The following is a 22,076-nucleotide window of genomic DNA, read 5'->3' as shown; positions in this document are numbered from 1 at the left end:
TGCACACCACCGCACTGACACCCGTCTCGCAGGCTGTGGAAAACTCCTGTTCACGTCGGCGCCGTGGCCCCTAGGATGACGCGGCACCCTCCCCGCTCCGCGATCACCGCCCGCCGGGATCGCCCGACCCGCGCCGTCGCTCGTCCCCCCACCGGCGCAGCGACGATGACTGCTGATCAGACACCGCACACCTTCCAGGTCGATCTGCGCGGACTCGTGGATCTCCTCTCCCACCACCTCTATTCGAGCCCGCGGGTCTATCTGCGCGAACTGCTGCAGAACGGCGTGGACGCGATCACCGCGCGCCGTGCCGAGCAGCCGGACGCCCCCGCGCGCGTCCAGTTGTACGCGGACGGCGCCGTCCTGCGCGTCGAGGACACCGGCATCGGTCTGACCGAACGGGACGTGCACAGTCTGCTGGCCACGATCGGCCGCAGTTCGAAGCGGGCCGACGCCGCCGGGATCGCGAGCGCGCGGGCCGAGTTCCTCGGCCAGTTCGGCATCGGCCTGCTCGCCTGCTTCGTCGTCGCCGCCGAGATCCGGGTGGTCAGCCGCAGCGCCCGGACGCCCGCCGAACCGCCGGTCGAGTGGACCGCACGCGACGACGGTTCGTACACCGTCCGTACGCTCCCGGACAGCGCGCGTCCGGAGCCGGGCACCACCGTCCACCTCACCGCGCGCCCCGGCTCCGGGGAGTGGCTGGCCGAGGAGCGGGTCCTCGGGCTGGCCCGCGCGTACGGCTCCCTCCTCCCGTACGAAGTACGGGTCGGGGACCAGCCGGTCACCGACCTTCCGGCGCCGTGGGACCGGGCCTATCCGAGCCCGTCCGCCCGGCGGGTCGCGCTGGCCGGTCACTGCCAGGAGACCTTCGGTTTCACCCCGCTCGACTCGATCGACCTGGACCTGCCGCTGGCCGGGATCCGGGGCGTGGCGTACGTGCTGCCCTCCGCCGTCAGCCCGGCCCAGCGCGCCGGGCACCGGGTGCACCTGAAGGGCATGCTGCTCACGGAGCGGGCGGACGGGCTGCTGCCCGACTGGGCGTTCTTCGTGCGCTGTGTCCTCGACACGGACTGCCTGCGGCCGACGGCCTCGCGCGAGGCGCTGTACGAGGACGAGACGCTGGCGGGCGTACGGGACGCGCTGGGCGCGGCCGTACGGGACTGGCTCGGCGGGCTGGCCGCGGGCGACCCTGAACGTCTGGAGGAGTTCCTGGCCGTCCACCACCTCGGGGTGAAGTCGCTGGCCCGGCACGACGGCGAGATGCTGCGGACGATGCTGCCGTGGCTGCCGTTCGAGACGACGGACGGCAGGCTCTCGCTGGAGGAGTTCGCCCGCCGTCACCCGGTCGTGCACTACACCCGTACCGTCGAGGAGTACCGGCAGGTCGCCGCGATCGCGACCGCGCAGGGCATCGGTGTGGTCAACGGCGGCTACACGTACGACACCGAGCTGGTCGAACGCCTCCCCGCGGCCCGTCCGGGCACGGCCGTCACCGAGCTGGACGCCGACACCGTCACGGCCCATCTCGACTCCGTCGACCCGGCGCAGGAGCTGGCCCTCTCGGCCTTCCTGTCGGTGGCGCGCGCGACTCTGGACCCTCTGGGGTGCGACGTGTCGCTGCGCTCCTTCCATCCGCTGACCGTGCCCGCGCTGCACCTGGACGACCGGGCGGCCCGTCACGAACAGGCCCGGGCGGAGGCCGAGGGGCAGGCGGACGACCTGTGGGCCGGGATCCTCGGCTCGTTGCGCGGCAGCGCGCCGAGGGCCCGGCTGGTCCTCAACCACCTGAATCCGGTGATCCGCCGGATCGGTTCGCTCGACGACCAGGAACTGGCGGGGACGGCCGTCGAGGCGCTGTACGGGCAGGCGCTGCTGATGGCGCAGCGGCCGCTGCGGCCGGCCGACTCGGCGCTGCTCAACCGGGCCTTCGCGGGGCTGCTCGCCTGGGCCACGCACCACGGGGAGAACGAGGCATGACCCTGACCTTCGAGGCCCTGCGCGAGGCCCTGCGGGAGAACGCGCGGCAGCCGGAGGGGCCGGCACGCAACGCCTGCGCCGAGCGGCTGCTGCTGGAGGCCGAGCAGCTCGGCGAGCCGCTGGCCGTCATCGAGGCGCTCGGACACCAGCTCCAGGCGTACAACTACAGCTCCGAGAAGGCGAAGATGTTCGTGCCCTTCTCGCGGCTGCTGCGGATGTGGGACGACAACCCGGGCGACTTCGACGCGTACGAGACGCACACCCTGCACTGGGTCTTCAAGTGGGTCTCCAGCGGCATGCTCGACCAGCCGCACATCCCGCTGGCGTCGATCGAGAAGTGGCTCGGCGAGATGGAGCACCGCTACCGGCTCGCGGGCCACTCCGAACGGGCCGTGCGCCAGAGCGAGTTCCGGGTGGCGCGGCACATCGGCGACCTGGCGCGGGCGGAGCGGGCGTACGCGGCGTGGCTGGCGGCCGACCGGGACCGGATGGCCGACTGCCACGCGTGCGAGCTGCACGGGCAGGGCGGGTGGTCGGCGGAGCTCGGCGACGACGAGCAGGCGCTGCGGACCTGGGAGCCGGTGCTGTCCGGCGAGCACACCTGCGCGCACGAACCGCACGCGGTCCTCGCCTCATCGCTGCTGCCGCTGGTGCGGCTCGGCCGGGCCGACGAGGCGCGGGTGAACCATCTGCGGGGCTACCGCCTGGTGCGGCCGATGGAGAGCATGCGCGGCGCGGTGGCGGACCACATCGAGTTCTGCGCGCTGACCGGGAACGAGGCGCGGGGCCTGGAGATCCTGGCGGAGCGGCCGGCGTACCTCACCGACAGCGGCGCCCCGGACAGCCTGCTGGACTTCCTGTCCGTGACGGCGCTGCTCATGGACCGGCTGGTGGCGCTGGGCCTCGGCGGGCAGTCGGTCCCCGGTCCCGCGAGGACGACGGGCGCGCCGTGGACGGCCGCCGAACTGGGCGCCCACGCGCGCGTGGAGGCGCTGGCGATCGCGCGGCGCTTCGACGAGCGCAACGGCACGGGGCGGGTGAGCGAGCGGGCGCGGGCCCGGATGGACGCGGCGCCGCTCCTCGACCGGCTGCCGCTGGGGGTACGGGCGGCGGGACCCGTGGCGGCTCCCGTGCCCGTACCGGTGCGTGCGCCGGAGCCCGCGGTGGAACCGCGCGACCTGCCGGCCAAGGCGCGACGCCTCTCGGCGGGGCGGAACCCGGCCGCGCGCGAGGCGTGGCAGGCGGTCGCGTCGGCGGTGGCGGCAGGGACCCTGGAACTGGACGCGCTCGGCCGGGCCGAACTGGACGACCACCGGGCCATGTCGATGGACGAGGGCCCGGCGGAGTCGGTCCGGCTGTTCCTGCGCGCGGCGGAGGGCTACGAGGCGGCGGGCGACCCGGGCGAGGCGCGGGCCGCCCGCGCGCGGGCCGCGTACGCGATGGCTCTCGACGGGCGCGTGGCGGAGGCGACGGAGGCCGTCGAGGAGGCGATCAGCGGTCTCCTCGCCCTCCACGCCGAGGGCGCGGCGACCCCCCGGCAGACGGCCGGCGCGCTGCTGGGCCGTGTACGGATGGCGCTGCTGCGGCTGCACGAGGAGGAGGGCGCGGAGCCCGAGGCGCTCGTGGCGGCTCTCGACGCCCTGTTCGCGTTCGCCGCGCCGTACGGTGACGATCCGCTGATCGCGGACCGGGTCGCCGAGGCGGAGGCCGTACGCGGGGATCTGGCGGCGCACGCGGGGGACGCCGAGGAGGCCGTACGGCAGTACGCGTACGCCGCCGAGCTGTGGCACGGGGCCGGGTTGCCCTGGTACGCCGCCGAGGCCGAGGCCCGGCTCTCGCGGGCCGCCCTGCACATCGGCGACCTGGACACCGCCGAGGGCGCGGCCCGCGCGGCCCTGGACCACGGGGCCGAGCACGCCGGGCCCTCCGGGCAGGCCCGGCTCCGGCTCCAGCTCGCCGAAGTCCTCGGCGCGGTGGGCCGTTTCGGCGAGGCGGCGGCGCACGCGCTCGAAGCGGCGCACTGGGCCGACGAGGCCGGCGAGAGCCGGGGCAGCGGCGCGTACGCCCGGCACCAACTGGGCGGTTGGCTGCTGCGGGAGTCCCGGATCGAGGAGGCGGCGGCGATTCTGGAGTCCGTGCTGCCGGACCTGTCCGTGGAGGAGCACGGCGACGGGATGGTCGTCCAGACGCTGTGGTGGCTCGGCGAGTGCCTGGTGGCGCTGAACGAGCCCCGCTCGGCGGCGGAGCGGTGGCTGCGGGCGGCGGAGCTGGCGAAGGAGTGGCCGGAGCAGCGGGACCACGCGATGCTCGCGAACCTCGCGGGACAGGCGCTGCTCCAGGCGGAGCTGCGGCCTCAGGCCGCGGCGGCGTACGAGCGGGCGGGCGAGCTCTGGCGCGAGCTGGGCGACATGGCCGCGTACGTCAGGACCCTGCGGGTGCGGGCCTGGATCTCCGGCGCGGACGGGGGCGGGCGGGAGCTCATGGACGCGGCGGCGGAGGCGTGCGGGGACGACGTGGTGGCGCGGGGCGACACGTTCGCGCAGGCGGCCGAGCTGCTCGCGGACTCCGACGACCTGGAGGGCGCGTTGTCGTACGCCGCGCGCGCGGCGGCCGACTTCGACTCGGCCGGCCCGGAGTTCCGCGACCGGCGGACCGCGGCGGAGCTGCTCGCGGCGTGGCTCCACGTCCGCCTGGAGGATGGAACGGCGGCAGGCGCGCTGGCGCGCGGGGTGCTCGCGGAGTACGGCTCGTCCTCGGAGGGGGAGGCGGCGGAACGGCGAGCGGAGGCGGAGGCCGTTCTGGAGCGCGTCGGTTCGTGACGGGCGGGCCGAGGCGCGGGCGAGTTCCCCCGGCGGTGCCCCGCCCGGAGGGGCAGGTCTCGGGCCGGGCTTCGGGCGTGGGGTTTACTCCACGCCGATCAGCAGCGGCGGCGCGCCGGCGGAGGCGGAGGCCGTTCCGGAGCGCGTCGGTTCGTGACCGGCGGCCCAGTGCGCGGGCGAGTTCCCCCCAGCGGTGCCCCGCCCGGACGGGCACGTGGCCGGGCTTCGGGCGTGGGGTTACTCCACGCCGATCAGCAGCGGCGGTGCGCCTGCGCCCGCGTTGTACGTCGCGGTGTCGACCGCCAGGTACGTCTCGCGGACGTGCCGTTCCAGGGCGGCGGCCAGCGGCGCTGGGGTCTCGTCCGAGACGATCAGGGTCACCAGCTCGCCGCCCGCCGACAGCATCCGGTCCAGGACCGTGCGGGCCGTCGTCGTCAGGTCCTGGCCGATGACCGCGACGTCGCCCTCGATCAGGCCGAGGACGTCACCGGCCTGGCAGACGCCGGCCGACGTGAAGGACTGGCGTTCGGCGACGGCCAGTTCGGCGTACCGGGTCGCCCCCGCCGCCGCCGTCATGGCCACCACGTCCTCGTCGAAGCGCCGGTCCGCCTCGTGGACCGCGAGGGCCGCGATGCCCTGGACCGCCGCCCGGGTCGGGATCAGGGCGACCCGGATGCCCTCCGCGCGGGCCTGCTCGGCCGCCGCGCCCGCCGTGTGCCGCAGGTCGGTGTCGTTGGGCAACAGCACGACCTCGCGCGCGTGGGCCCGCCGGATCGCGTCGACGAGCTCCCCGCTGGCCGGCGGCTCCCCCGGCCTGGCCAGCACGGTCGTCGCGCCCGCCTCCGTGCAGAGGCCCGCGAGCCCCTCCCCCGGTACGACCGCCACGACGGCCCGCTGCAGCCGCTCCCGTACCTCCGGGACGCCCGCGAAGTGCGTGATGCGGATCCGGTGCGGGCGCCCCGCCTCCACGCCCGCCTCGACCGCCGCGCCCGCGTCGTCGACGTGGACGTGGACGTTCCACAGCCCGTCGCCGCCGACGACGACCAGGGAGTCGCCGAGCGCGTCCAGCCGGGCGCGCAGCCGCTCCACGGCGGCGTCCTCCGCCTCCAGGAGGTAGATCACCTCGAAGGCCGGCCCGTCCTCGGGGGCGCAGTCCTCGACCGAGCGCAGGGGCACGGACGCGGCGGGCGGCCGCACCTGCGCCTCGCCCGACAGGACCTCCACCAACGCGCCCAGGACGGCCACCAGGCCCCGTCCACCCGCGTCCACGACCCCGGCGCGCTCAAGTACGGCCAGTTGGGCCGGGGTGGCCTCCAAGGCCGTCCTGGCCCCCTCGTAGGCCCCTCTGGCCACCGTCACCAGGCTCCCGCCGCCCTCGCAGGCGCCGGCCGCCGCGCTCGCGACGGTCAGGATCGTGCCCTCGACCGGGTGCGCCACCGCCTCCCGGGCCGCGCGGGCCGCCGCGGCGAGCGCGCGGGCCAGGTGATCCCCGTCACGCCCGTCCGCGAGCACGGAGGCCATGCCTCGCAGCAGCTGCGAGAGGATCGTCCCGGAGTTGCCCCGGGCCCCGATCAGGGCGCCGTGGGCCATGGCCCGTACGGCGTCCGCCGCGTCGGGGTCGTCCGCCGCGAAGACCGCCTCGACCGCCTGGGCGGCGGACTCGACCGTCAGATACAGGTTGGTGCCGGTGTCCCCGTCGGCGATCGGATAGACGTTGATCGCGTCGATCTCCTCCCGCTCCCGGCCGAGCGCCTCCAGCGCCCGTACGCACCAGGACCGGACCGCTGCGGCGTCGAGGGTCTGCGGGGCTTGGGGCAACGGGTGGTCCTCCTGCCGGACGGCGTCTGGGGTGAGCTCACCGCAGGGTAGACCCGCTCGTGACCTGGGGCCGGGGCGGGGGCGGCGGTGACCGTGGTAGTTTCGTTCTACGGGAGCAGCCGTTGTATGCTGCTTCGGTTGCCCGGCGAGAGTCGGGCCATTCCTCCGGCAAGCCACTTCAGAACTCTGATTCCGGTGCGCCGGATTTCACTGTAAATCTGAAGTCTTTGGAGTGACCCGTGGCTGCCAACTGCGACGTCTGCGGCAAGGGGCCGGGCTTCGGCAACAACATTTCGCACTCGCACCGCCGTACGTCTCGTCGCTGGAACCCGAACATCCAGCGTGTGCGTGCCGTGGTCGGTCGGACGCCGAAGCGGCTCAACGTCTGCACCTCGTGCATCAAGGCCGGCAAGGTCTCGCGCTAACGCCGACGTTTCGTCGTAGCGCAGCCCCTGCGGTTGCCTTGAAGGGCCGGTTCACCTCGGTGAACCGGCCCTTCGCCATGCCCGGAAGCGATCCCCGGAGGCAAAAGCCGCCCCGGACCTGGCCGTCCGGGACCTAGCCCCGCAGGTCTGGCCGCCCAGGGCCTAGCCGCGCAGGCGCCAGCCGTGGTCGACCGGGCCGATCCCCGCGCCGAGCGCGAAGCCGGCCGCGATCGCCCCCGTCACGTACTCCTTCGCCTCCCGCACCGCCTCCGGCACGGCCAGCCCCTTCGCGAGGCCCGAGGCCACCGCCGAGGCGAGCGTGCAGCCCGTGCCGTGCGTGTGGCGGTTGTCGAAGCGCGGGGCGCGCAGCCACACCTCCTCGGTGCCGTCGGTGAGCAGATCGACGGCTTCGCCTTCCAGATGCCCGCCCTTGATCAGCGCCCAGCGCGGCCCGTACGACAGGATCGCCGCCGCCGCCTCCCGCAGATCCGCCTCCGAGGCGACCCGTACGCCCGTGAGCTGCGCCACCTCGTCCAGGTTGGGCGTGGCCACCGTGGCGACCGGCAGCAGCTTCGTCCGTACGGAGTCGAGGGCCGAGGCCGCGAGCAGCGGGTCGCCGTGCTTGGAGACGCCGACCGGGTCCACGACCACGGGCGCGTCCGTGCCCGCGAGAAGTTCGGCGACCGTCTCCACGAGCGCGGCGGAGGAGAGCATGCCGGTCTTCACGGCCTGGACGCCGATGTCGTCGACGACGGCGCGGTACTGGGCCCGTACCGCCTCCTCCGGCAGCTCCCAGGCGCCGCGTACGCCCAGCGAGTTCTGCGCGGTGACGGCGGTGATCACGCTCATGCCGTGGACGCCGAGCGCGAGCATCGTCTTCAGGTCGGCCTGGATGCCCGCGCCGCCGCCGGAGTCGGATCCGGCGACGGTCAGGACGAGGGGCAGGGGCGGGCGGTTCACTCGTGGCCTCCGAAGTGGTCCCAGCCGCCCTTGGTGTGCCAGGGCGCCCCGTCCACGGTCACCTGCGGCAGCGCGGAGGGGTTGAGGACCTCGCCGATGACCTTCCAGCGGGCCGGGAGCTTCACGTCCGGCGGGAAGGTGGCGACGATGGCGTGGTCCTCGCCGCCGGTGAGCACCCACTGCAGCGGGTCCACGCCGACCGCCTGGCCGATGTCGTTCATCTGGGTCGGGATGTCGATGAGCCCCGAGCGCAGGTCGATCCGGACCTTGCTGGCCTCCGCGATGTGCCCGAGGTCGGCGATGAGTCCGTCGCTGACGTCGCACATGGCGGTGGCGCCGAGCCCCGCTGCCGCCGGGCCCGCGTGGTACGGAGGCTCGGGCCGGCGGTGCGCCTCGACGAAGGCGCGCGGCGAACGGAAGCCGCGGGACAGTACGGCGTAACCGGCGGCGGACCAGCCGAGCCAGCCGGTGTACGCGACGACGTCGCCGGGCTGGGCGCCGCCCCTGGTGACCGGGTCGTGGTTGCGCAGGTCGCCGAGGGCGGTGATGGCGACGGTGATGGTGTCGCCGCGCACGACGTCGCCGCCGACGACGGCCGCGCCCGCGACCTGGCACTCGTCCCGCAGGCCGTCCATGAGCTCGGTCGGCCAGGTGACCGGGAGTTCGGCGGGGACGACCAGGCCGAGGAGGAGCGCGGTGGGGACGGCGCCCATCGCGGCGATGTCGGCCAGGTTCTGCGCGGCGGCCTTGCGACCGACGTCGTACGCCGTCGACCAGTCGCGGCGGAAGTGACGCCCTTCGAGGAGGATGTCCGTACTGGCCACCACGCGCCGGTCGGGCGCGGAGACGACCGCGGCGTCGTCGCCGGGTCCGATCCGTACCGCCGGGGTGGAGGTGAGCCGGGAGGTGAGCTCCCTGATGAGCCCGAATTCCCCCAGCTCTCCTACTGTGCCCTTCACCGCGTCTCACCTCGTGTTGTCGTGCGGTAACGTCGATTGGACCGTCGAATGTCCGTCAACTGTTGTCTTGCGTACGCCACACTGTGGGCGCCTCGGGGCGCGCAGGTCTCCCCGCGGCCCGCGGCGACGCGGTACCGTGGCGTCCCTTTCTCCCACAAGATCCTCGTGGCCGCCCTGGAGGTTCCGTGGTACAGGCGTACATCCTCATCCAGACCGAGGTGGGCAAGGCGTCGACCGTCGCCGAGACCATCTCCAAGATCCCGGGAGTGATCCAGGCGGAAGACGTGACGGGCCCCTACGACGTCATCGTCCGCGCCCAGGCCGACACGGTCGACGAACTGGGCCGCATGGTGGTCGCCAAGGTCCAGCAAGTGGACGGCATCACGCGGACCCTCACCTGCCCGGTCGTGCATCTGTAGCCCCCGTCTACCCTTGGCCGGTGAAGTCTTCCCACCGGCCCTTCGGCCTGCCCGCCACCGTCGCATCCGTCCTGGTGATGCTGACCGCCGCGGGCTGTTCCTCCACGGACGCCAAGGCCTCGGTCCCGGTTCCCAGCCCGCCGGTGGGGGAAGCGGCCCTCTGCCAGGCTCTGGCGAAGGAGCTTCCCGACACCGTGGCGGGGCAGGAGCGGAACGATCCGGAGCCGGATTCCGACCTGACCGCCGGGTGGGGGGACGGGGCGATCGTACTGCGCTGCGGAGTCACCCGGCCCGAAAAGATGAGCGATCCGCAGTCCCAGGGCCTCGTGGTGGCCGGCGTGCGCTGGATGCTGGAGCAGCCGGAGGGCGACGGACCCCGGTTCACCTCGGTGTACCGCGAGACGTACGTCGAGGTGAGCCTGGCCGAGCAGTACGTCCATGACGCCGGTCCGCTCGTGGATCTCGCCGCCCCCGTGCAGAAGGCCGTTCCGTGCGCGCTCGAGCCGGAGTGCTCGTAAGGAGTCGCCTCCTGGGAGCCCCGGCTCGCCCCCTAGCGCAGGCCCGTGGAGCGGGTCAGCGCGGCCTGGATCAGCCGGTCGACCAGCTCGGGGTAGCTGACGCCGCTCTCCTGCCACATGCGCGGGTACATGGAGATCGGGGTGAAGCCCGGCATGGTGTTGATCTCGTTGATCACGAAGTCGCCGTCCTCGGTGAGGAAGAAGTCGGCACGGACCAGCCCCTCGCAGGAGACGGCCTCGTACGCGGCGACCGCGAGACGCTGGACCTCGGCGGTGGCCTCGTCACCGATCGGCGCGGGGACGATCCCGGAGGCCGAGTCGATGTACTTGGCCTCGAAGTCGTAGAAGTCGTGGTCGGTGACGGGCGGGATCTCGGCCGGCACGCTGGCGCGCGGGCCGTCCTCGAACTCCAGGACGCCGCACTCGATCTCACGGCCGCGCAGCAGCGACTCGACGAGGATCTTGGGGTCGTGGCGCCGGGCCTCCTCGATGGCCTCGTCAAGCCCGGAGAGGTCGTCGACCTTGGTGATGCCCATGGACGAGCCGCCGCGGGCCGGCTTCACGAAGAGCGGCCAGCCGTGGTCGGCGGCGAACTCCACGATCTTCTTGCGGGCGGCCGCCGGGTTCTGCTCCCACTCGCGCGGCCGGATGACCTCGTACGGGCCGACGGGCAGCCCGAAGGAGGTGAACACCCGCTTCATGTACTCCTTGTCCTGGCCGACGGCGGAGGCGAGGACGCCCGCGCCGACGTAGGGGACGCCGGAGAGCTCCAGGAGGCCCTGGAGGGTGCCGTCCTCGCCGTACGGGCCGTGCAGCATGGGGAAGACGACGTCGACCTCGCCGAGGGCCTTGGGCACGGAGCCGGGCTCGGTGTACACGACCTCGCGGTTGGCCGGGTCGACGGAGAGGACGACGCCGCCCTGCTCGGACTCGGTGAGGTCCGCGACGTTCGGCAGGGAGCGCTCGGTGATCGCCATCCGCTCCGGGGCGTCGGCGGTCAGCGCCCAGCGGCCGTCCGTCGTGATGCCGATGGGCAGCACGTCGTACTTGGTCCGGTCGATGGCGCTGAGGACGGCACCGGCCGTGACGACGGAGATGGCGTGCTCGGAGCTGCGTCCGCCGAAGACGACGGCCACGCGCGGCTTGCGGGGGCTCTGGGTGTTCTCGCTCATAACGCGTTGAGCGTACCTTGCGTGTTCGATCCGCTTAAGAGCCCCGGCCCGCCGCGCGCGTCCGGCGTAGTACGCGACGGCGGCGGGCCCGGCGGCGTCCGTCAGCGGCGCTCGGGCTTGGCGCTGCGCGACATCAGTTCCTTGAGGGCGACGATCGGCGGCTTGCCCTCGTGGACGATCGAGACGACGGTCTCGGTGATCGGCATGTCGACACCGTGGCGGCGGGCCAGATCGAGCACGGACTCGCAGGACTTGACGCCCTCGGCGGTCTGCTTGGTCGCCGCGATGGTCTCCTCCAGGGTCATCCCGCGGCCCAGGTTGGTGCCGAAGGTGTGGTTCCGGGAGAGCGGCGAGGAGCAGGTGGCGACGAGGTCGCCGAGGCCGGCGAGGCCGGAGAAGGTGAGCGGGTCGGCGCCCATGACGAGGCCGAGGCGGGTGGTCTCGGCGAGGCCTCGGGTGATGAGGGTGGCCTTGGAGTTGTCGCCGAGCCCCATGCCGTCGGCGATGCCGACGGCGAGCCCGATGACGTTCTTGACCGCGCCGCCGAGTTCGCAGCCGACGACGTCGGTGTTGGTGTACGGACGGAAGTACGGGGTCATGCAGGCGGCCTGGAGCCGCTGGGCCACGGTCTCGTCGGCGCAGGCGACGACGGCGGCGGCGGGCTGCCGGGCGGCGATCTCCTTGGCCAGGTTGGGTCCTGTGAGGACGGCGACGCGCTCCACGGGCACGTCGGCGACCTCGGTGATGACCTCACTCATGCGCTTGGCGGTGCCGAGTTCGACGCCCTTCATCAGGGAGACGAGGACCGTGTCGGGGGCCAGCTTGGGAGCCCACTCGGCGAGGTTGGCACGCAGGGTCTGCGAGGGCACGACGAGGACGGTGAAGTCGGCGTCGTGGGCGGCCTCGGCGGGGTCGGTGGTGGCCCGCACGCGGGCGGGGAGTTCGACGCCCGGGAGGTAGTCGGGGTTGGTGCGGGTGGTGTTGATGGCCTCGGCGAGTTCGGCGCGGCGGCCCCAGAGGGTCACGTCGCAGCCCGCGTCGGCGAGCACCATGGCGAAGGCGGTGCCCCAGGATCCGGTTCCGAATACGGCTGCCTTGGTCACTTCATGCCCTCCCCCGCGGCCTTGCGCCGCTGTTCCAGCCGCGCCTTGCGGTGGTCGTACGGCTCGGCCGGCGCCTTCTCGCCACGGACGTCCTCAAGGAGCGCGGTGATCGAGGCCATGATGACCTCGGTCGCCTCCCGCAGCACGTCGGGCGTGGGCTCCTGGTCGTAGAAGCGCGAGAGGTCGACGGGCGGACCGGCCTGCACGATCAGCGTCTTGCGGGGGAACAGGCTGAGCTTGTTCTCCTTGGCGTACGGCGGCATCGCGAGGTTGGCGCCCCACTGGGCCACCGGGATGACCGGGACCTTGGTGAGCAGCGCGACGCGGGCGGCGCCGGTCTTGCCGGCCATGGGCCACATGTCGGGGTCGCGGGTGAGGGTGCCCTCGGGGTAGAAGGCGACGCACTCGCCGTGCTCGATGGCCTCGACGGCGGCGCGGAAGGCGTCCAGGGCGTTGGTCGTCTCGCGGTAGACGGGGATCTGTCCGGTGCCGCGCAGCATGGTGCCGACGAACGAGCCCTTGAAGAGGCCGGCCTTGGCGAGAAAACGCGGAACACGTCCGGTGTTGTACTGGAAATGCGCGTAGGACAGCGGGTCCAGATACGAGTTGTGATTGACGGCGGTGATGAATCCGCCCTCAGCCGGAATGTGCTCCGCTCCGCGCCAGTCCCGCTTGAACAGAACCACCAGTGGGGGTTTGGCGATGACCGCCGCCAGGCGGTACCAGAAGCCGATTCTGCGGCGGGACACTCGTGCACCTTCCTCTGGGACTGGCGTGCAGGGGGTCAAGTGTCGCCCCGTGCTCCTGGTCTGTCGAGGACACGGTACGCCCCGGCCGGGGGGCGCCGTCGGGCAGCGGGCCTTTCTCTCCGCCGGACGCGGGGGCGTGCCGTCGGGTCACAATGGGCCGCGATGAACATCGATCCGGACGACGGCTGGTTCCTGGTCGTCCCCCTGAAGCCCCTGGCGCGGGCGAAGAGCAGGCTCGCGGCGGCGGCCGGGGCGCTCCTGAGACCGCGGCTCGCGCTGGCGTTCGCGCAGGACACGGTGGCCGCGGCGCTGGAGTGCGGGCGGGTGCGGGATGTGGTGGTCGTCACGGACGATCAAGCAGCGGCGGCGGCGCTCGCGGCGCTGGGCGCGCGGATCGTGCCCGACTCCCCGGCGGCCGGGCTCAACGCGGCGCTGGCGCACGGGGCGCGAACGGTACGGGACGCCCGGCCGCACGCGCGCGTGGCGGCGCTCAACGCGGATCTTCCGGCGCTGCGCCCGGACGAGCTGGCGCGGGTACTGGAAGCCGCCGGGGAATTCCCCCGTACATTTCTCGCGGACGCCGCCGAAATCGGTACGACATTCCTCTCGGCGGGGCCGGGGGTGGAATTGGCACCTGCTTTCGGTGGTGCTTCACGCTGTCGGCATTTGTCGTCGGGCGCGGTGGAAATACGACTGGCCGGGGTGGATTCCGTACGCCGGGACGTGGACACCGGCGAGGATCTGGCGGCGGCGCTGGCCCTCGGGGTCGGGCCTCGGACGGCCGCCCACTGGGACGGCGCGGCCGATGATCGCGCGGCCGGATAGGCTGCGGACCATGCAGGCGACCGCGTACACGTACGACCCCGAGACCCGCAGCGGCAGTGTGCTGCTCGACGACGGCACCCCGGTGGAGTTCGGGGCCGAGGCCTTCGACGCCGGCGGGCTGCGGCTGCTGCGTCCGGGGCAGCGGGTGCGGATCGAGACGGAGCCGGGCACCGGGGGCGCGGGGCTCCGGATCACGCTGGTGACGCTGCAGACCCTCTGAACCGACCGATCCGTTGGGGCCGATTGGGCCGAACAGGGCGCGGACGCGCCGCGGGCCGGGCTCCCCGAGGGGAGCCCGGCCCGGCGTGTGAGTGGCCCTCGACCCTTGTGCCGCTTACTCCTACTTCTTCGCGGCGGTCTTCTTGGCGGTGGTCTTGCGCGCCGTCGTCTTCTTGGCGGGTGCCTTCTTCGCCGTGGCCTTCTTCGCCGGCGCGGTCTTCTTGGCGGTGGTCTTCTTCGCGGCCGCGGTGGCGGTCTTCTTCGCGGGGGTCGCCTTCTTGGCCGCCGCCGTGGTCTTCTTGGCCGCCGCGGTGGTCTTCTTGGCGGTGGTCTTCTTGGCCGCCGTGGTCTTCGCCGTGGTGGTCTTCTTCGCCGGGGTGGTCTTCTTCGCGGCCGCCTTCTTGGCGGTGGTGGCCTTCTTGGCCGCCGCCTTCTTCACGGTCGCCGCGGCGCCGCCCATCAGGCTGCCCTTGGGCGCCTTCTTGACCGCGACCTCGCCGCCCCTGGGGAGCTTCTTCGAGCCGCTGACCAGGTCCTTGAAGCCCTGCCCCGCACGGAAGCGCGGAACCGAGGTCTTCTTGACCCGCACGCGCTCACCCGTCTGAGGGTTACGGGCGTACCGGGCGGGACGGTCGACCTTCTCGAACGAGCCGAAGCCGGTGACCGAGACCCGGTCTCCGGAGACCACGGCACGCACGATGGCGTCCAGCACGTGGTCGACGGCGTCGGCCGCCTGCTGGCGACCGCCCATCTTGTCGGCAATCGCTTCTACGAGCTGCGCCTTGTTCACGTCTTCCCCTTCGGAGACATTGCCAGAACGAAAGTGTTCAAGCTTTTTCGCACGTTAGGCATGTATATACCGCAAATCAAACACGAAACGGGCTAATCACCCTAGTGCCGCAACGCGGAAGTCCCGTTGCGGAGTTCCTGGTGTCAGTCGTCTTCAGGGAATCGGCCCTCGTCGAGGTCCTTCATCAACCGGTCGAGACGCGTTGCCGCGTCCGCGAGATCGTGCTTCGCCGCTGCCGTGACGACCAGCAGCTTCCGGGACAGCGCCATCCTTACGCCCTCCGGGACTTGCAGTGCGCGCACTCTTGTGTGCGCTTCCTTCAATCGGGCGGCGACTGCCTCGTAGAGCTCGAGTTGGCTGTCGCGTTCCATGCACCGATTGTGCCATCTAGGGCGAGTTGTCGCCCGACAGGGTCTCAACAAGCGACTGCGCCCCCCACCGGAGGGTGGGGGGCGCAGTCGTGGAAAAGCGCTGCTCAGGCCGTAATTGTACGGGGCTTGAAGGCCGGCCTTGACGCCTCGTAGGCGGCGATGTCGGCTTCGTTCTGAAGGGTGAGGCTGATGTCGTCGAGACCGTTCAGCAGACGCCAGCGGGCGTTCTCGTCGAGCTCGAAGTCGGCGTCGATCCCGGCCGCCAGCACCTTGCGGCGCTCCAAGTCAACAGTGATTTCGGCCGTCGGGTCGGCCTCGGTCAGCTCCCAGAGCGCGTCGACGACCTTCTGGTCGAGGACGACGGTCAGCAGACCGTTCTTCAGCGAGTTACCACGGAAGATGTCGGCGAACCGGGAGGAGATGACGGTCTTGAAGCCGTAGTTCTGGAGCGCCCAGACGGCGTGCTCGCGGGAGGAGCCCGTACCGAAGTCGGGACCGGCGACCAGGACCGTGGCGCCCTGCCGCTCGGGGCGGTTGAGCACGAAGTCGGCGTCCTTGCGCCAGGCCTCGAAGAGCCCGTCCTCGAAGCCGTCGCGGGTGACCTTCTTCAGCCAGTGCGCGGGGATGATCTGGTCGGTGTCGACGTTGCTGCGACGCAGCGGGACGGCCCGGCCGGTGTGTGTGGTGAAAGCTTCCATGGTTCCTCAGACCCCCGCGGGCGTAGCGACGTCGGACAGATCGGCCGGGGAGGCCAGATGGCCCAGTACGGCGGTGGCGGCGGCGACCTGGGGCGAGACCAGGTGCGTACGGCCGCCCTTGCCCTGCCGGCCCTCGAAGTTGCGGTTGGAGGTGGACGCGGAGCGCTCACCGGGCGCCAGTTGGTCGGGGTTCATGCCCAGGCACATCGAGCAGCCCGCGTGCCGCCATTCGGCGCCGGACTCCTTGAAGACCTTGTCCAGGCCCTCCTCGACGGCCTGCAGGGCGACCCGGACCGAGCCGGGAACGACCAGCATCCGCACACCGTCGGCGACCTTGCGGCCCTCCAGCAGGGCGGCGGCGTTGCGCAGGTCCTCGATGCGGCCGTTGGTGCAGGAGCCTACGAAGACGGTGTCGACCTTGATGTCGCGCAGCGGCTGCCCGGCGGTCAACCCCATGTACTCCAGGGCCTTTTCGGCGGCGAGGCGCTCCGAAGCGTCTTCGTACGAAGCCGGGTCGGGGACGTGCGCCGAAAGCGGCGCGCCCTGGCCGGGGTTGGTGCCCCAGGTGACGAACGGCGCCAGGGAGGCGGCGTCGATGACGACCTCGGCGTCGAAGACCGCGTCGTCGTCGGACTTCAGGGTCTTCCAGTACGCGACGGCGGCGTCCCAGTCCTCGCCCTCGGGGGCGTGGTCGCGGCCCTTCAGGTACGCGAAGGTGGTCTCGTCGGGGGCGATCATGCCCGCGCGGGCACCGGCCTCGATCGACATGTTGCAGATGGTCATCCGGGCCTCCATCGAGAGCTTCTCGATGGCGGAGCCGCGGTACTCCAGGATGTAGCCCTGGCCGCCGCCGGTGCCGATCTTGGCGATGATCGCCAGGATCAGGTCCTTGGCGGTGACGTCCTCGGGCAGCTCGCCCTCGACCGTGATCGCCATGGTCTTGGGGCGGGCCAGCGGGAGCGTCTGGGTGGCGAGGACGTGCTCGACCTGGCTGGTGCCGATGCCGAACGCCAGCGCGCCGAAGGCGCCGTGCGTGGAGGTGTGGGAGTCGCCGCAGACCACGGTGGTGCCGGGCTGGGTCAGGCCCAGCTGGGGGCCCACGACGTGGACGACGCCCTGCTCGACGTCGCCCAGCGGGTGCAGGCGGACGCCGAACTCGGCACAGTTCTTACGCAGGGTCTCCAACTGCGCACGGGAGACCGGGTCGGCGATCGGCTTGTCGATGTCGAGGGTCGGGGTGTTGTGGTCCTCGGTCGCGATGGTGAGGTCGAGGCGCCGCACCTGCCGGCCGTTCTGGCGCAGGCCGTCGAACGCCTGGGGGCTGGTCACCTCGTGCAGCAGGTGCAGATCGATGAAGAGGAGGTCGGGCTCGCCCTCGGCGCGCCGGACGACGTGGTCGTCCCAGACCTTCTCCGCGAGTGTCCTACCCATCGCTTTCCCTCCGGCCGACGTGATCGCCGACACAACTAGAGACCCGTTTCGCAAGCCGTTGTGCGGCCGCCTCACCAGAGTGACAAGTTCCCAGGAAAATTGAACTTGCGTTTCACAGAGTGAGACGTGAATATCGTTGCATGGACAACTCTAGCGGCGTAGGCGTTCTCGACAAGGCAGCCCTTGTCCTGAGCGCCCTGGAGTCCGGTCCGGCCACCCTCGCAGGTCTGGTCGCGGCGACGGGACTCGCACGACCCACGGCACATCGACTCGCCGTGGCACTGGAACACCACCGGATGGTGGCGCGAGACATGCAGGGCCGGTTCATCCTCGGACCGCGCCTCGCGGAGCTCGCCGCCGCGGCCGGTGAGGACCGTCTGCTCGCCACGGCGGGCCCCGTGCTGACGCATCTGCGCGACGTCACCGGCGAGAGCGCGCAGCTCTACCGGCGCCAGGGCGACATGCGCATCTGCGTGGCGGCCGCCGAGCGGCTGTCCGGCCTTCGGGACACCGTCCCGGTCGGCTCGACGCTGACGATGAAGGCCGGCTCCTCGGCGCAGATCCTGATGGCCTGGGAGGAGCCCGAGCGGCTCCACCGCGGTCTTCAGGGCGCCCGCTTCACGGCGACGGCCCTCTCGGGCGTACGGCGCCGTGGCTGGGCCCAGTCGATCGGCGAGCGCGAGCCGGGCGTGGCGTCCGTCTCCGCGCCCGTACGCGGCCCCTCGAACCGCGTGGTGGCCGCCGTGTCGGTCTCGGGGCCGATCGAGCGCCTGACGCGCCACCCGGGCCGTATGCACGCCCAGGCGGTCATCGACGCCGCGGCCCGCCTCTCCGAGGCGCTCCGCCGCAACGGCTGACCGCGCTTCACCTCTCCCTGCCCGTCCTACCGGCCCACCGCTTCAACGCCGCAGCGGTGGGCCGGAGTTGTGCCCGGACGATCACCGAAAACGAAGAAGCCCTCCCCCGAAGGGAAGGGCTTCGTTCTTGTACCCCCGACCGGATTCGAACCGGCGCTACCGCCTTGAGAGGGCGGCGTGCTAGGCCGCTACACAACGGGGGCCTTGCAGATGAGCTCTGCGAGCTGGCCTACCAGGACTCGAACCTAGAATGACGGTACCAGAAACCGTAGTGTTGCCAATTACACCATAGGCCATGGTGGTTTAGACCAGTACCCCCGACCGGATTCGAACCGGCGCTACCGCCTTGAGAGGGCGGCGTGCTAGGCCGCTACACAACGGGGGCCCTAGCGATCCCATCCGGCGACAGCCGGATGATGTCACTGCGAGTTCACCGGGTGCGACCCAGGTGATCCACAGGATGGATCTGTACCCCCGACCGGATTCGAACCGGCGCTACTGCCTTGAGAGGGCAGCGTGCTAGGCCGCTACACAACGGGGGCTTTGCGGATGAGATCCGCGTACGGTGCAGAAGAGCTCTGCGAGCTGGCCTACCAGGACTCGAACCTAGACTAACTGAACCAGAATCAGTCGTGCTGCCAATTACACCATAGGCCACCAAAACGCGACCCCCCGCGAAGGGGATCTTGTTCGGGCTGTGCTCCGGGGGTTTTGCCTTTCGGCTTGCTCCCCTCGGCGCAGGAAGAACATTACCTGAAGGTGTCCGGCGCTCCAAAACGGGTTGTCCCCCGCAGCAGGCCGGGCAGTTGGTGGAGGTCGGTGATCCGGGTCAGTTCGGGCCGGCCTCCGGCGCCCGACCGGTCCAGCCAGATGCCCCGGAGGCCCGCGCCGTCGGCCCCGGAGGCGTCGATGTCCGGATGGTCTCCGACGTACACCACCTCGCCCGGGACCAGGCCGAGGGCGTCGCACGCGGCGTGGAAGGCCGCGGCCGCGGGCTTGGCCACCCCGAGCTCCGCCGCGCAGACGACGGCCTCGAAGCGGTCCCGTATCCCGAGCACGCGCAGCTTGCGGTCCTGGTTGTGGATCGAGGAGTTCGACAGGACGGCGTGACGGTAGTCACCCGCGAGCAGGTCGAGCACCGGCACGGCGTCGGGGAAGAGCTCCCAGGCCGCCTCGTAGTGCGCGACGTACCGCCCGAACCAGGCGTCGGCGTCGACGGCGGACAGCCCCGGCGCCCCGAGAAAGTCCCGCACCCGCTCCCGACGCTGCTCCTGGAAGTCCACCCCACCGGCCTCGAACCGCCGCCAGTGGACGACGGTGAGCTCCTGCCAACGACGGAGGGCCTGGTCGACGGAGTCGAACCCGTCCGCCAGGCCCTCGGCCGCGAGATGGTCACGCATGCCGGCCAGGTCGGCACGGGCGTAGTCGAAGATCGTGTCGTCGACGTCCCAGAGGACCGCGCGGATGGCCATGGGACCGAATCTACCCGCCGGGCCCGTCACCGGGAGGCACGAACAGCGGCCCTCGGTCACCAGCCGATCAGGTCCATCGAGTGCCGGCCGATCCAGTCGCCGAACGACACGGGCCGGCCTGCGGACGTCATCGGGAGGATCTGGTCGCAGGTGGCCCCGCCGTCGAACCACGCCGAAGGACGCGCGAAGGGGCGCCGGCCACATGGCCGGCGCCCCTCGTCGTGCCTCAGGTCCCTACGCCGCCAGCTTCGTCAGCGCCGCGTCGATGCGGGACAGGGTCTTCTCCTTGCCCAGGATCTCCAGGGACTCGAAGAGCGGCAGGCCGACCGTGCGGCCGGTGACCGCGACGCGGACCGGGGCCTGGGCCTTGCCGAGCTTGAGGCCGTGCTCCTCGCCGGCGGCCAGGACGGCGTTCTTGAGCGACTCGGGGTCGTTCCAGTCGGCCGCCTCCAGCTTGGCGCGGGCGGTGGTCAGCAGGGCCGCCGGCTCGCCCTTCATGGCCTTGTCCCACGAGGGCTGGTCGAAGACCGGCTCCGGCAGGAAGAGGAAGTCCACGTTGGCGGTGATGTCGGAGAGGACCGTGACGCGGGTCTGGGCGTGCGGGGCGATGGCCTCCCACGCGGTGCGGTCGAAGTCCTCCGGGGCCCAGTTGGCGTGCGGGGCCTGGAGCCAGGGCTCGCACGCCTCCGCGAAGGCCTTCACGTCCAGCATGCGGATGTGGTCGGCGTTGATCGACTCGGCCTTCTTCAGGTCGAAGCGCGCCGGGTTCGCGTTGACGTCGGCGATGTCGAACTTCTCGACCATCTGCTCGATGGTGAAGATGTCCTGGTCCGCCGAGAACGACCAGCCCAGGAGGGAGAGGTAGTTCAGGAGGCCCTCGCGCAGGAAGCCGCGCTCCCGGTAGAGGTTGAGGGAGGCCTGCGGGTCGCGCTTGGAGAGCTTCTTGTTGCCCTCGCCCATCACGTACGGCAGGTGGCCGAAGGCGGGGATCTCCTTGGCGACGCCCAGCTCGATCAGCGCCTTGTACAGCGCGATCTGGCGCGGGGTGGAGGAGAGCAGGTCCTCGCCGCGCAGGACGTGGGTGATCTCCATCAGGGCGTCGTCGACCGGGTTGACCAGGGTGTACAGCGGGGCGCCGTTGGCGCGCACGATGCCGTAGTCCGGGACGTTGTCCGGGGTGAAGGTGAGCTCGCCGCGGACGAGGTCGGTGAAGGTGATCGGCTCGTCGGGCATCCGGAAGCGGACGATCGACTCGCGGCCCTCGGCGCGGTAGCGCTCGATGCGCTCGGCGCTCAGGTTGCGGCAGGTGCCGTCGTAGCCCGAGGGCTTGCCGGCCAGGCGGGCGGCGTCACGGCGGGCCTCCAGCTCCACGGCGGTGCAGAAGCAGTGGTACGCGTACCCGCCGGCGAGCAGCTTCTCGGCGACGTCCTTGTAGATGTCCATCCGCTGCGACTGGCGGTACGGCTCGTGGGGGCCGCCGATCTCCGGGCCCTCGTCCCAGTCGAGACCGAGCCAGCGCATCGAGTCGAGGAGCTGCTGGTACGACTCCTCGGAGTCGCGCGCGGCGTCGGTGTCCTCGATGCGGAAGACCATGGTGCCCTGGTTGTGCCGGGCGAAGGCCCAGTTGAACAGGGCGGTGCGGACCAGGCCCACGTGGGGGTTGCCGGTCGGGGAGGGACAGAAACGGACGCGGATCGCGTTAGCCACGCTTGATCACCTTGTTGGTGAGAGTGCCGATGCCTTCGATGGTGACGGCGACCTCGTCGCCGACGTTGAGGGGGCCGACCCCGGCGGGAGTGCCGGTGAGGATGACGTCGCCCGGGAGCAGCGTCATGGCCTCGGTGATGTGGACGACCAGGTCCTCGATGGAGCGGACCATGTCGCTCGTACGGCCGAGCTGGCGCTGTTCGCCGTTGACCGTGGCCTGGATGGTGAGGTCGCTCGGGTCGAGGTCCGTCTCCACCCAGGGGCCCAGCGGGCAGCTGGTGTCGAAGCCCTTGGCCCGGGCCCACTGCTTCTCGCGCTGCTGCGCGTCGCGCGCGGTGACGTCGTTGGCGCAGGTGTAGCCGAAGATGACGTCCTTGACCCGCTCGCGCGGAACCTCGCGGCACATACGGCCGATGACCACGGCCAGCTCGGCCTCGTGGTGCAGTTCGTTCGAGAAGGAGGGGTACTCGATGGCGTCGCCGGGGCCGATCACGGACGTGGTCGGCTTGAAGAAGGCGACGGGGACGTCCGGGACCTCATGGCCGAGTTCGGCGGCGTGCTCCGCGTAGTTGCGGCCGATGGCCACGACCTTGTTGGGGAGTACGGGCGGCAGGAGCCGTACCTTGCTCACCGGGACCTTGGTGCCGCTGAGCTCGAAGTCGGTGTACGGGATGCCCTTGATGATGTCGAGGACGAGGCCGCCGGACTCGACGGTTCCTTCGCCCTCGACGGCGCCGAAGGCGACATTGCCGTCGATGGAGAATCTGGCGATGCGCACGAGTGCTGT

General features: G+C 71.7%; 21 protein-coding genes and 5 tRNA genes. 8 read left to right on the top strand and 18 right to left on the bottom strand.

What is annotated here, in order from left to right; all coding sequences use genetic code 11:
- Nucleotides 1-165: 165 nt before the first annotated feature.
- Nucleotides 166-1,977, top strand: coding sequence for an HSP90 family protein (locus ACWF79_RS16130; protein ID WP_453728729.1), 1,812 nt, complete (start codon nt 166-168; stop codon nt 1,975-1,977).
- Nucleotides 1,974-4,796: a tetratricopeptide repeat protein gene (locus ACWF79_RS16125; RefSeq protein ID WP_453728728.1), complete on the top strand. Its 2,823-nt coding sequence runs from the start codon at nt 1,974-1,976 to the stop codon at nt 4,794-4,796. The genes ACWF79_RS16130 and ACWF79_RS16125 overlap by 4 nt, the downstream gene beginning before the upstream one ends.
- Nucleotides 4,797-5,033: 237 nt before the next feature.
- On the opposite strand, the gene ACWF79_RS16120 is transcribed toward ACWF79_RS16125, so the two are convergent.
- Nucleotides 5,034-6,614: a DAK2 domain-containing protein gene (locus ACWF79_RS16120; RefSeq protein WP_453728727.1), complete on the bottom strand. Its 1,581-nt coding sequence runs from the start codon at nt 6,612-6,614 to the stop codon at nt 5,034-5,036.
- A 239-nt stretch (nt 6,615-6,853) separates the two neighbouring features.
- Here ACWF79_RS16120 and rpmB point away from each other — a divergent pair, with 239 nt between their 5' ends.
- Nucleotides 6,854-7,039 (top strand): 50S ribosomal protein L28, encoded by a 186-nt coding sequence (gene rpmB / locus ACWF79_RS16115; protein ID WP_003957616.1) that lies wholly within the window; start codon nt 6,854-6,856, stop codon nt 7,037-7,039.
- Nucleotides 7,040-7,201: 162 nt separating this feature from the next.
- On the opposite strand, the gene thiD is transcribed toward rpmB, so the two are convergent.
- Together thiD and ACWF79_RS16105 are read right to left on the bottom strand one after the other, a co-directional pair.
- Nucleotides 7,202-7,999, bottom strand: a complete 798-nt coding sequence (thiD, locus tag ACWF79_RS16110) for a bifunctional hydroxymethylpyrimidine kinase/phosphomethylpyrimidine kinase (RefSeq protein ID WP_453728726.1) — start codon at nt 7,997-7,999, stop codon at nt 7,202-7,204.
- Entirely contained in the window at nt 7,996-8,958 is a 963-nt protein-coding gene (locus ACWF79_RS16105; RefSeq protein WP_137993136.1) for a thiamine-phosphate kinase, read from the bottom strand. Before ACWF79_RS16105 ends, thiD begins: the two co-directional genes overlap by 4 nt.
- 185 nt (nt 8,959-9,143) lie before the next feature.
- On the opposite strand from ACWF79_RS16105, the gene ACWF79_RS16100 reads away from it, so the two are divergent.
- Both ACWF79_RS16100 and ACWF79_RS16095 read left to right on the top strand, forming a co-directional pair.
- Entirely contained in the window at nt 9,144-9,377 is a 234-nt protein-coding gene (locus ACWF79_RS16100; RefSeq protein WP_028802415.1) for an Lrp/AsnC family transcriptional regulator, read from the top strand.
- Nucleotides 9,378-9,397: 20 nt separating this feature from the next.
- Nucleotides 9,398-9,895 (top strand): DUF3515 domain-containing protein, encoded by a 498-nt coding sequence (locus tag ACWF79_RS16095; protein WP_453728725.1) that lies wholly within the window; start codon nt 9,398-9,400, stop codon nt 9,893-9,895.
- Nucleotides 9,896-9,927: 32 nt separating this feature from the next.
- On the opposite strand, the gene ACWF79_RS16090 is transcribed toward ACWF79_RS16095, so the two are convergent.
- The 3 genes from ACWF79_RS16090 to ACWF79_RS16080 form a co-directional block, all read right to left on the bottom strand.
- Nucleotides 9,928-11,067 carry a D-alanine--D-alanine ligase family protein gene (locus ACWF79_RS16090; RefSeq protein WP_453728724.1) on the bottom strand — a complete coding sequence of 380 codons (1,140 nt, stop codon included), beginning with the start codon at nt 11,065-11,067 and terminating at the stop codon, nt 9,928-9,930.
- Nucleotides 11,068-11,168: 101 nt separating this feature from the next.
- On the bottom strand, nt 11,169-12,170 hold the full coding sequence (locus ACWF79_RS16085) for an NAD(P)H-dependent glycerol-3-phosphate dehydrogenase (RefSeq protein ID WP_453728723.1): 1,002 nt from the start codon (nt 12,168-12,170) through the stop codon (nt 11,169-11,171).
- Nucleotides 12,167-12,919: a lysophospholipid acyltransferase family protein gene (locus ACWF79_RS16080; RefSeq protein ID WP_453728722.1), complete on the bottom strand. Its 753-nt coding sequence runs from the start codon at nt 12,917-12,919 to the stop codon at nt 12,167-12,169. The genes ACWF79_RS16085 and ACWF79_RS16080 overlap by 4 nt, the downstream gene beginning before the upstream one ends.
- 162 nt (nt 12,920-13,081) lie before the next feature.
- On the opposite strand from ACWF79_RS16080, the gene cofC reads away from it, so the two are divergent.
- Nucleotides 13,082-13,744 carry a 2-phospho-L-lactate guanylyltransferase gene (gene cofC / locus ACWF79_RS16075; protein ID WP_453728721.1) on the top strand — a complete coding sequence of 221 codons (663 nt, stop codon included), beginning with the start codon at nt 13,082-13,084 and terminating at the stop codon, nt 13,742-13,744.
- Between the two features lie 10 nt (nt 13,745-13,754).
- Nucleotides 13,755-13,964 carry a hypothetical protein gene (locus ACWF79_RS16070; RefSeq protein WP_315895639.1) on the top strand — a complete coding sequence of 70 codons (210 nt, stop codon included), beginning with the start codon at nt 13,755-13,757 and terminating at the stop codon, nt 13,962-13,964.
- Between the two features lie 120 nt (nt 13,965-14,084).
- Here ACWF79_RS16070 and ACWF79_RS16065 read toward each other — a convergent pair whose 3' ends face one another.
- From ACWF79_RS16065 to leuC, 4 genes are all read right to left on the bottom strand, one after another.
- Nucleotides 14,085-14,753, bottom strand: a complete 669-nt coding sequence (locus ACWF79_RS16065) for an HU family DNA-binding protein (protein WP_453728720.1) — start codon at nt 14,751-14,753, stop codon at nt 14,085-14,087.
- A gap of 143 nt (nt 14,754-14,896) precedes the next feature.
- Nucleotides 14,897-15,124, bottom strand: coding sequence for an SCO5555 family protein (locus tag ACWF79_RS16060; protein ID WP_031013922.1), 228 nt, complete (start codon nt 15,122-15,124; stop codon nt 14,897-14,899).
- 104 nt (nt 15,125-15,228) lie between these two features.
- Nucleotides 15,229-15,822: a 3-isopropylmalate dehydratase small subunit gene (gene leuD, locus ACWF79_RS16055; protein WP_453728719.1), complete on the bottom strand. Its 594-nt coding sequence runs from the start codon at nt 15,820-15,822 to the stop codon at nt 15,229-15,231.
- 6 nt (nt 15,823-15,828) lie between these two features.
- Complete coding sequence (leuC, locus tag ACWF79_RS16050; RefSeq protein ID WP_453728718.1) at nt 15,829-17,253, bottom strand: 3-isopropylmalate dehydratase large subunit; 1,425 nt, start codon at nt 17,251-17,253, stop codon at nt 15,829-15,831.
- A 140-nt stretch (nt 17,254-17,393) separates the two neighbouring features.
- Here leuC and ndgR point away from each other — a divergent pair, with 140 nt between their 5' ends.
- Nucleotides 17,394-18,110 carry an IclR family transcriptional regulator NdgR gene (gene ndgR / locus ACWF79_RS16045; protein WP_005311436.1) on the top strand — a complete coding sequence of 239 codons (717 nt, stop codon included), beginning with the start codon at nt 17,394-17,396 and terminating at the stop codon, nt 18,108-18,110.
- Nucleotides 18,111-18,240: 130 nt separating this feature from the next.
- Here ndgR and ACWF79_RS16040 read toward each other — a convergent pair.
- The 8 genes from ACWF79_RS16040 to ACWF79_RS16005 form a co-directional block, all read right to left on the bottom strand.
- Nucleotides 18,241-18,313, bottom strand: a tRNA-Glu gene (locus tag ACWF79_RS16040).
- Nucleotides 18,314-18,334: 21 nt separating this feature from the next.
- Nucleotides 18,335-18,406, bottom strand: a tRNA-Gln gene (locus tag ACWF79_RS16035).
- A gap of 16 nt (nt 18,407-18,422) precedes the next feature.
- Nucleotides 18,423-18,495: transfer RNA gene (locus tag ACWF79_RS16030), tRNA-Glu, on the bottom strand.
- A gap of 84 nt (nt 18,496-18,579) precedes the next feature.
- Nucleotides 18,580-18,652: transfer RNA gene (locus ACWF79_RS16025), tRNA-Glu, on the bottom strand.
- A gap of 43 nt (nt 18,653-18,695) precedes the next feature.
- A tRNA-Gln gene (locus ACWF79_RS16020) sits at nt 18,696-18,767 on the bottom strand.
- A gap of 92 nt (nt 18,768-18,859) precedes the next feature.
- The gene (locus ACWF79_RS16015; RefSeq protein ID WP_453728717.1) at nt 18,860-19,582 is read right to left on the bottom strand and encodes an HAD family hydrolase; all 723 of its coding nucleotides are present in this window, start codon (nt 19,580-19,582) and stop codon (nt 18,860-18,862) included.
- A gap of 234 nt (nt 19,583-19,816) precedes the next feature.
- Nucleotides 19,817-21,289, bottom strand: coding sequence for a glutamate--tRNA ligase (gene gltX, locus ACWF79_RS16010; RefSeq protein ID WP_453728716.1), 1,473 nt, complete (start codon nt 21,287-21,289; stop codon nt 19,817-19,819).
- The gene (locus tag ACWF79_RS16005) at nt 21,282-22,067 is read right to left on the bottom strand and encodes a fumarylacetoacetate hydrolase family protein (protein ID WP_453728715.1); all 786 of its coding nucleotides are present in this window, start codon (nt 22,065-22,067) and stop codon (nt 21,282-21,284) included. Before ACWF79_RS16005 ends, gltX begins: the two co-directional genes overlap by 8 nt.
- Nucleotides 22,068-22,076 lie beyond the last annotated feature (9 nt).

The organism is Streptomyces sp. NPDC054975 (assembly GCF_053609105.1).
This window is presented reverse-complemented; position numbering and strand designations above follow the sequence as displayed.

What these genes read in the sequence shown, in the direction of transcription:
- leuC (WP_453728718.1), bottom strand. Translation starts at nt 17,253, where the DNA reads ATGGGTAGGACACTCGCGGAGAAGGTCTGGGACGACCACGTCGTCCGG.
- leuD (WP_453728719.1), bottom strand. Translation starts at nt 15,822, where the DNA reads ATGGAAGCTTTCACCACACACACCGGCCGGGCCGTCCCGCTGCGTCGC.
- ACWF79_RS16130 (WP_453728729.1), top strand. Translation starts at nt 166, where the DNA reads ATGACTGCTGATCAGACACCGCACACCTTCCAGGTCGATCTGCGCGGA.
- ndgR (WP_005311436.1), top strand. Translation starts at nt 17,394, where the DNA reads ATGGACAACTCTAGCGGCGTAGGCGTTCTCGACAAGGCAGCCCTTGTC.
- cofC (WP_453728721.1), top strand. Translation starts at nt 13,082, where the DNA reads ATGAACATCGATCCGGACGACGGCTGGTTCCTGGTCGTCCCCCTGAAG.
- ACWF79_RS16090 (WP_453728724.1), bottom strand. Translation starts at nt 11,067, where the DNA reads ATGAGCGAGAACACCCAGAGCCCCCGCAAGCCGCGCGTGGCCGTCGTC.
- ACWF79_RS16070 (WP_315895639.1), top strand. Translation starts at nt 13,755, where the DNA reads ATGCAGGCGACCGCGTACACGTACGACCCCGAGACCCGCAGCGGCAGT.
- ACWF79_RS16015 (WP_453728717.1), bottom strand. Translation starts at nt 19,582, where the DNA reads ATGGCCATCCGCGCGGTCCTCTGGGACGTCGACGACACGATCTTCGAC.
- ACWF79_RS16060 (WP_031013922.1), bottom strand. Translation starts at nt 15,124, where the DNA reads ATGGAACGCGACAGCCAACTCGAGCTCTACGAGGCAGTCGCCGCCCGA.
- ACWF79_RS16125 (WP_453728728.1), top strand. Translation starts at nt 1,974, where the DNA reads ATGACCCTGACCTTCGAGGCCCTGCGCGAGGCCCTGCGGGAGAACGCG.